7 protein-coding genes and 1 pseudogene are annotated in these 7,047 nt (G+C 65.8%); 1 reads left to right on the top strand and 7 read right to left on the bottom strand.

From position 1 onward, the window contains the following. Nucleotides 1-248 (top strand): annotated as a pseudogene (locus AC04MI_RS21985) (tetratricopeptide repeat protein); the annotation flags it as partial. Nucleotides 249-281: 33 nt separating this feature from the next. Here the strand turns inward: AC04MI_RS21985 and AC04MI_RS21980 are convergent. From AC04MI_RS21980 to prpF, 7 genes are all read right to left on the bottom strand, one after another. After that, nucleotides 282-608: an EthD family reductase gene (locus tag AC04MI_RS21980; protein WP_056745076.1), complete on the bottom strand. Its 327-nt coding sequence runs from the start codon at nt 606-608 to the stop codon at nt 282-284. 114 nt (nt 609-722) lie between these two features. Beyond that, nucleotides 723-2,570: an ABC transporter ATP-binding protein gene (locus AC04MI_RS21975; RefSeq protein WP_436077429.1), complete on the bottom strand. Its 1,848-nt coding sequence runs from the start codon at nt 2,568-2,570 to the stop codon at nt 723-725. Nucleotides 2,571-2,647: 77 nt separating this feature from the next. Continuing rightward, nucleotides 2,648-3,115, bottom strand: coding sequence for a CopD family protein (locus AC04MI_RS21970; protein ID WP_108497176.1), 468 nt, complete (start codon nt 3,113-3,115; stop codon nt 2,648-2,650). Between the two features lie 135 nt (nt 3,116-3,250). Beyond that, nucleotides 3,251-3,490 (bottom strand): hypothetical protein, encoded by a 240-nt coding sequence (locus AC04MI_RS21965; RefSeq protein ID WP_436077428.1) that lies wholly within the window; start codon nt 3,488-3,490, stop codon nt 3,251-3,253. Nucleotides 3,491-3,592: 102 nt separating this feature from the next. Continuing rightward, complete coding sequence (locus AC04MI_RS21960; RefSeq protein WP_476498697.1) at nt 3,593-4,960, bottom strand: sensor domain-containing protein; 1,368 nt, start codon at nt 4,958-4,960, stop codon at nt 3,593-3,595. A gap of 105 nt (nt 4,961-5,065) precedes the next feature. Then, on the bottom strand, nt 5,066-5,932 hold the full coding sequence (locus tag AC04MI_RS21955) for an isocitrate lyase/PEP mutase family protein (protein WP_436077427.1): 867 nt from the start codon (nt 5,930-5,932) through the stop codon (nt 5,066-5,068). A gap of 80 nt (nt 5,933-6,012) precedes the next feature. Beyond that, a partial coding sequence (gene prpF / locus AC04MI_RS21950; RefSeq protein ID WP_476498696.1) for a 2-methylaconitate cis-trans isomerase PrpF occupies nt 6,013-7,047 on the bottom strand: 1,035 nt, incomplete at its 5' end.

Below are 7,047 nucleotides of genomic sequence, written 5' to 3'. Positions count from 1 at the left end.
ATGCGGCGCTGGGCATTGGTGTGGCCAACGGGGCATTGCTGATGGCCTTTTTCAAGCCCGGGGCCAGCTTTCGCGTGGGCATGGTGGTGCTGGGCCTGATCGCGGCGCTGGGCGCCTGGCGCACAGCGCGCGACTTTGACTGGTCGCCCCTGGCGCGTGCCGTGGTGGCGGTGCTGGCCGCCATCCCCTTGCTGGGCATGGGCGTGTGCCTGGGCCTGCTCTTCAAGGCCTTGCGCGAACGCGGGTAGGGGTGGGCCGCCCACCGCATACCCCCGAGGCAGTCAGGCGGTCACAGGGTGCTCCAGCATCTGCGCAAAGTACGACTCGGGCTGGATGTTGGTGTAATTGGGAATGTCTGCCGACAGCTCAGCCATCGTCGCCTTGGCGGCCGTTTGGGCCTGCTTCAGGTCGCTGAAGAACGCGTTGGTCAGCGCCACGATCTGGCCCGGGCGCGGCTCGCCAGGGTAGAGAACACGGTCGCTCTCCAGCCGCACCAGGCCCAGCGGCTGCAATGCTGCGCGGGCGATGCGCATGTGCTCGGAGTGGTAGTAGTCGTGGTTGAAGGTGGCGCCTTCACGCCAGCGGTAAACGGCGGTGACTTTGATCATCGGTGCGATTCCATCCGGTGGTTGAAACCCGCCACCGTAGGGGCAACACACCCGCCGCACAGCCGCGTGCGCGACAGCGTGTCGCCCAGGCAGCTCGTGTCCGTCCTCGCCGACTCATTCTTCTTCCGATTCGCCCAGGAACCCGCCGCTCTGGTGGCCCCACAGCCGGGCATACACGCCGCCCTGGCCCAGCAGCTGGGCGTGTGTGCCTTCTTCCACAATGCGGCCCGCGTCCATCACGATGAGGCGGTCCATGGCGGCAATGGTGGACAGGCGGTGGGCAATGGCGATCACCGTCTTGCCCTGCATCAAGCCGTCCAGGCTTTGCTGGATGGCCGCTTCCACCTCGGAGTCGAGCGCGCTGGTGGCTTCGTCCAGCAGCAGGATAGGCGCGTCTTTCAGCATCACGCGTGCAATGGCCACACGCTGGCGCTGGCCACCCGAGAGCTTGACGCCGCGTTCGCCCACATGGGCGTCGTAGCCGGTGCGGCCCTGCAGGTCGGTGAGCGTAGCAATGAAGTCGGCGGCTTCGGCACGCTCGGCGGCCTGGTGCAGGTCGGCCTCGCTGGCATCGGGGCGGCCGTACAGGATGTTGTCGCGCATGGAGCGGTGCAGCAACGAGGTGTCCTGCGTGACCATGCCGATGTGGCGGCGCAGGCTGTCCTGGGTCACGTGGGCAATGTCCTGCCCATCGATGAGAATGCGGCCCGACTGCACGTCGTGAAAGCGCAGCAGCAGGTTGACCAGCGTGGACTTGCCCGCGCCCGAGCGGCCAATCAGTCCGATCTTCTCGCCGGGGCGGATGGTGAGGTTAAGGCGGTCGATGACCGGACGGGCATCGGGGCCGCTGCCGTAGGCAAAGCTCATGTCCTCAAAGCGTACCTCTCCCCGGGTCACGGCCAGGGGCTTGGCGTCGGGGGCATCCACCACGGCGCGCGGTCGGGTCAGCGTGTTGATGCCGTCCTGGATGGTGCCCACGCTTTCAAACAGGGTGGTCATCTCCCACATCACCCAGTGCGCGTGGCCCGATACGCGCAGCGTCATCGCGGTGACAGCCGCCACGGCACCCGCCCCCACCTCGCCGGCCGACCATAGCCACAGGGCCGTGCCGCACGCGCCGAGAATCATGGCCACCACCAGCAGCTGGTTGACGATCTCGAACAGGCTCACCAGGCGCATCTGCGCATAGCCGGTCAGCTTGAACGCGTCCATGGCGGCACGGGCGAATTCGGATTCGCGCCGCGTGTGCGAGAACAGCTTGACGGTGGCAATGTTGGTGTATGCGTCGGTGATGCGCCCGGTCATCACCGAGCGCGCGTCGGCCTGTGCCTTGCCCACCTGGCCCAGGCGCGGCACAAAGTACCAGCAGGCCAGGCCATAGGCCCCCATCCACGCGGCAAACGGCAGCAGCAGCCGCGCGTCAAACCCGGCCAGCAGCACAAGGATGGTCACCAGGTAGATGCCCATGCCAATCACCACGTCGGTGGTCGTGAAGATCATGTCGCGCACGGCCAGCGCGGTCTGCATGATCTTGGTGGTGATGCGGCCCGCAAACTCGTCGGCGTAGAACGCCATGCTCTGGCCCAGCATCAGCCGGTGAAAGTTCCAGCGCAGCCGCAGCGGAAAGTTGATGGCCAGCACCTGGTGCTTGATGCTGGTCTGCAAGGCGACCAGCACCACCGATACCAGCAGCAGCGCAGTGATGCCGATCAGCGCCGCTTTGCGTTCGGCCCATAGCGTGCCCGGAGACGCGGACGTGGAGATCCAGTCCACCACCACGCCCAACACGGCAAACAGCAGGGCTTCGTAAATGGCAATGGCTGCGGACAAACCTGCCATGGCGGCCACGTAGCCACGCAGGCCACGGGTGCCGTCCCACACAAAAGCCAAAAAGGCCTTGGGAGGCAAGTGCGGCTCTGCAGCGGGGTAGGGGGGAAGCCGGCTTTCGAAGAAACGGAACAACGTCAAAACTCCTGGGGCCACGCGGTGCGTGCTGCCGCGCGGGGCAGCAGCCTGCGGGCCCATCCAATCAATAGACCCTAGACCAGCAGCGTGACCACGACGATCACCACACCCAGCGCCAGGTTCACGCCCACCCAGCTGCGGATGCTGCCCAGGGCCTTGGCGCCGCTGGGCCAGTCCGACGCTGCCACGGCACGCTGCAGGCGCCGGAACAACGCAAAGCGGATATGGCCGAAGATGGCCATCATCACCAGGCCCAGCGTGGCCATGATGGTCCAGTCCAGTGGCATGGAGAACACACCGCCCGTCTGAACCGCCTGCTTGGCCGCGCGGCCGATCATCCACAGGCCGCTGCCCAGCACCAGCACCACGGCGGCAGTGACTGCCATAAAGAAGCGCTGCAGCACGTCATGCATCAGCCGCACGCGCTGCGGGGGCTCCAGCGCCTGCGCGGCAGGCCGCAGAAAAAAATGGGCGAACACCATGCCCCCCACCCACACGATGATGGACAGGACATGGACAAGCTTCAAGGCGTTGTAGAGCATGGGTGCGTGGCGCTGGGCGCCGAGTGTGGTGAAGTGACCCAGGGGTGGGTCAGAGCATCCGGCCGGGGGGTTGCGAATGCCAGGCCGCATTGTGCGGTGATATGCCTGCGGCGGTGGGCCTCGACCCAAGAACCCCTATGTGTCTGCGTGGCCATGTGGCTTGCGCAAGAGTGACTTGGCCAGGCGCCACATTGGGGGCAGCAGCAGGGCCGTGACCATGGGCACCCACACGGCCAGATAGCACCAGCTGGCCGGCCCGCTGTGGCCCACGCTTTCGATGCCTGTCGTGCGCTCCACCCATGACCAAACCGGATAGAGCATCAGCGTGACGGCAAGGGCCACCGGCAAGGCCGCCAAAGCCAGTCCCAACCGCACCGCGCACTGCAGTACAAGCGGCTTGGTCCCGTTGTATGCCCCCACCGAAGTCGCCTCAGAGCCAGGGACGGACGTGTGCAAGACGGGCTGGCAACACGGACCTCAGGAATGCAGGGGCGCCAGCGCCACCCGCACCTGGTTGCCGCCGTTGCGCTTGGACAGGTACATGGCTTCGTCGGCGTGGCCCAGCAGGCGGTGCTCTTCGCCACCATGCTCGGGGTAGATGGCCACGCCAATGCTGGGCTGGATGTACAGACGCTGGCCTTCGAGGTCGAAATCCTGACCAAAGGCCGCGAGTATCTTGTCGGCCACCGCACAGGCGTGCTCGCGGGCCTGGCCGCCTTCAAGCAGCACCACAAATTCATCTCCGCCCAGCCGCGCCACCGTGTCGGATGCGCGCACGCATTCGAGCAGCCGCTGCGCTACCCGCTGCAGCAGCAGATCGCCCATGGCATGGCCCAGGGTGTCGTTCACTTCCTTGAACCGGTCGAGGTCTATGAACAGCAGAGACAGCAGCGTCTGGTCGCGCCGCGCGCGGGCCAGGGCGGTCTTGAGCCGGTCCAGAAACAGCTGGCGGTTGGGCAGGTGCGTGAGCTGGTCGTACTGCGCCATATGTTCAAGGCGCTCATACATCTGCTTGCGTTCAATGGCGGCCGCTACCTGGGTGGAGACGAACTGCAGCAGCTCCTTGTCCTTGTCGGTGTAGCGGCCTTGTTCGGTGTAGCTTTGCAGCACCAGTGCTCCCAGGGGGCCACGCTGCGTCTGCAAGGGCACACCCAGCCAATACAGCGGTGCCTGCGTGGCATGCGCCGCAGCGCGCCAGTGCGTGGCCTTTGCTACCGAAGAGTCCGGCGTGAGCAGCAAGGTGGCGCCGCCACGGATCACCTCCGCATAGCGCGGGTCCTCGGCCAGCGCCATGGGTTCGGGCGCGGGCAGGTGCTCGTTGACGTGGTACGGAAAGCTCAGCTGGTCATCGTGCGGGTTGTACAGGGCCACCGCAAAATTGGTGGCGGGCAACAGGCCGCCCACGATCTGGTGAATGTGCTGGAACAGGGCCTGCAGGTTGTGTGTGGTGTGCGCGGCTTCGGAGATGGCGTAGATCACCGCCTGCATCGACTCGGTGGCCTTGCGCGCGGTGATATCGTGGGCCAYGGCCAGCCGCACCTGCTTGTCGGGCAGCCAGCGGGCCGTCCAGCGGATGTGGGCGATGGAGCCATCCTTGCGCACGTAGCGGTTTTCAAACTGCAGCTGCAGCTCGCCCTGCGTCACGTTGTGGGCCTGCCGTTGGGTGGCGGGCAGGTCGTCGGGGTGCACCATGTCCAGCATGCGCTTGCCGACCACTTCGTCGGGGGTGTACCCAAAGATGCGCTCGAACGCTGAACTGACAAACACAATCGAGCTGTCTCCCCGCACGATGCAGACGGCGTCGAGCAACAGGTCCACCAGGTTCAACGAAGAAATGCTTTGCATGGTGCAGCGCGCACGGTGTACTGGAAAGACCCATTGTGCCCGGCACCGGAGGCTTGTGCGGCCTTGAAGGCAAAAACGCGACGGGTTCTTGCCCCGGGGGGGACACTAAGGCTTGGCGTACTTCGCTTCCAGCGTATCCCAGTCGGCTTTGCGCACCAGCCGCTGGCGCTCTGCAAACGGTGCGACCAGTGCGGGGTCTTCGTCAATGCGCTGCGCGTCGCGCAGCACGCTCAAGGCCTTTTGCATGCCAGCCACCGCGCCCTGCAGCGCTGCGTTGGCGTACAGCACCAGGCCATAGCCCAAGCCGGCGAGTTCTTCGGCGCTGGTGATGGGGGTCTTGCCTCCGATCACCATGTTCATCAACTGTGGCGCCGCCAGCCGCTGGGGCAGGGCGCGGATCTCTTCCAGCGTGGTGACGGCCTCCACAAACAGGATGTCCGCGCCCGCCTCCTGAAAGCGCTGGGCGCGCTCCACGGCGGCCTCGAAGCCCTGGGTGGCGCAAGCGTCGGTGCGGGCCAGGATGAGGGTGTCCGCATCGCGGCGCGCATCCACGGCGGCTTTGATCTTGCCCAGCATCTCGTCGGTACTGATCACGTCCTTGCCGTTGAAATGACCGCAGCGCTTGGGGCTGACCTGGTCTTCGAGCTGGATGCAGTCGGCCCCCGCGCGCTCCAGCACACGCACCGCATGGTAGGTGTTGAGGGCGTTGCCAAAACCCGTGTCGGCATCGACGATGAGCGGCAGCTCCACCGCGTCGCGGATGCGTGCGGTGTGGTCGGCAATGTCGGTCAGGCCCATGAAGGCCTGGTCGGGCAGGCCGAACCACATGTTGGTCACGCCAGCGCCGGTGACGTAGAGGGCTTCAAAGCCCAGGTCGGCCACCACGCGGGCGGAGAGGGCGTTGAAAGCGCCGGGCACGATGACGCCCCGGCGAGCCTGGGCCAGGGCTTTGAGTTGTTGTCTGGTGTTCATGGTTGGGGTGGTGAGCTGGGTTGCTATATGTTTGATAGCTGTTGGCGCATGATTCACTAGCGCATCAAGCCATTTATGCTTTAAAAAATGTCGCCCGGCACCCGCACCCAGCCTTCCATCAGGATGCGGGCGCTGCGGCTCATCAGGGCCTTGGTCACCTTCCACTGGCCGTTGACCTGCGCTGCTTCAGCCCCCACACGCAGGGTGCCCGAGGGATGGCCAAACCGCACACTGCTCCGCACGCCACCGCCTGCCGCCAGGTTGACCAGCGTGCCGGGGATGGCGGCGGCAGTACCGATGGCCACGGCGGCTGTGCCCATCATGGCGTGGTGCAACTGGCCCATGGAGAGCGCACGCACCAGCAGGTCRATGTCTTTAGTGTCAATGGCTTTGCCGCCGGAGGCCGTGTAGCTCGCAGGCGGCGCGACAAACGCGATCTTGGGCGTGTGCTGGCGCGTGGCGGCCTCGCTCACGTGCTGGATCAGTCCCATGCGCAGGGCGCCGTGGGCGCGGATGGCCTCGAAGCGTGCGAGTGCCGCCGCATCGCCATTGATCGCGCCTTGCAGCTCGGTACCGGTGTAGCCCAGTTCCTGGGCGTTGAGAAAAATGGTGGGGATGCCCGCGTTGATCAGCGTGGCGGCAAAGCTGCCGACGCCTGGTACTTCGAGCGTGTCCACGACATTGCCGGTGGGGAACATGGCGCTGCCTTCTTCCCCATCGTCCGCCGGGTCCATGAACTCCAGCGCCACCTCGGCGGCGGCAAAGGTCACACCGTCCAGCTCAAAGTCGCCCGTCTCCTGCACCTGCCCGTGGGCCATGGGCACATGCGCCACGATGGTCTTGCCGATGTTGGCCTGCCAGATGCGGACGGGGAAGGTGCCGTCTTGCGGAAGGCGCGCCGCATCGATCAGCCTCATGTGTATGGCGCAGGGCCCCACCGCTGCCGAGAGGTTGCCGCAGTTGCCGCTCCAGTCCACGAAGGGCTGGTCGATGGACACCTGACCAAACAGGTAGTCCACGTCGTGCTCCGGCCGCGTGCTGCGCGACAGGATCACCGCTTTGCTGGTGCTTGACGACGCATTGCCCATGCCGTCGATCTGCTTGCCATACGGATC

Source organism: Acidovorax sp. LjRoot204 (genome assembly GCF_056175785.1).
This window is presented reverse-complemented; position numbering and strand designations above follow the sequence as displayed.

Coding starts and splice junctions, on each gene's coding strand:
- AC04MI_RS21955 (WP_436077427.1), bottom strand. CDS start 5,932: ATGAACACCAGACAACAACTCAAAGCCCTGGCCCAGGCTCGCCGGGGC.
- AC04MI_RS21970 (WP_108497176.1), bottom strand. CDS start 3,115: ATGCTCTACAACGCCTTGAAGCTTGTCCATGTCCTGTCCATCATCGTG.
- AC04MI_RS21980 (WP_056745076.1), bottom strand. CDS start 608: ATGATCAAAGTCACCGCCGTTTACCGCTGGCGTGAAGGCGCCACCTTC.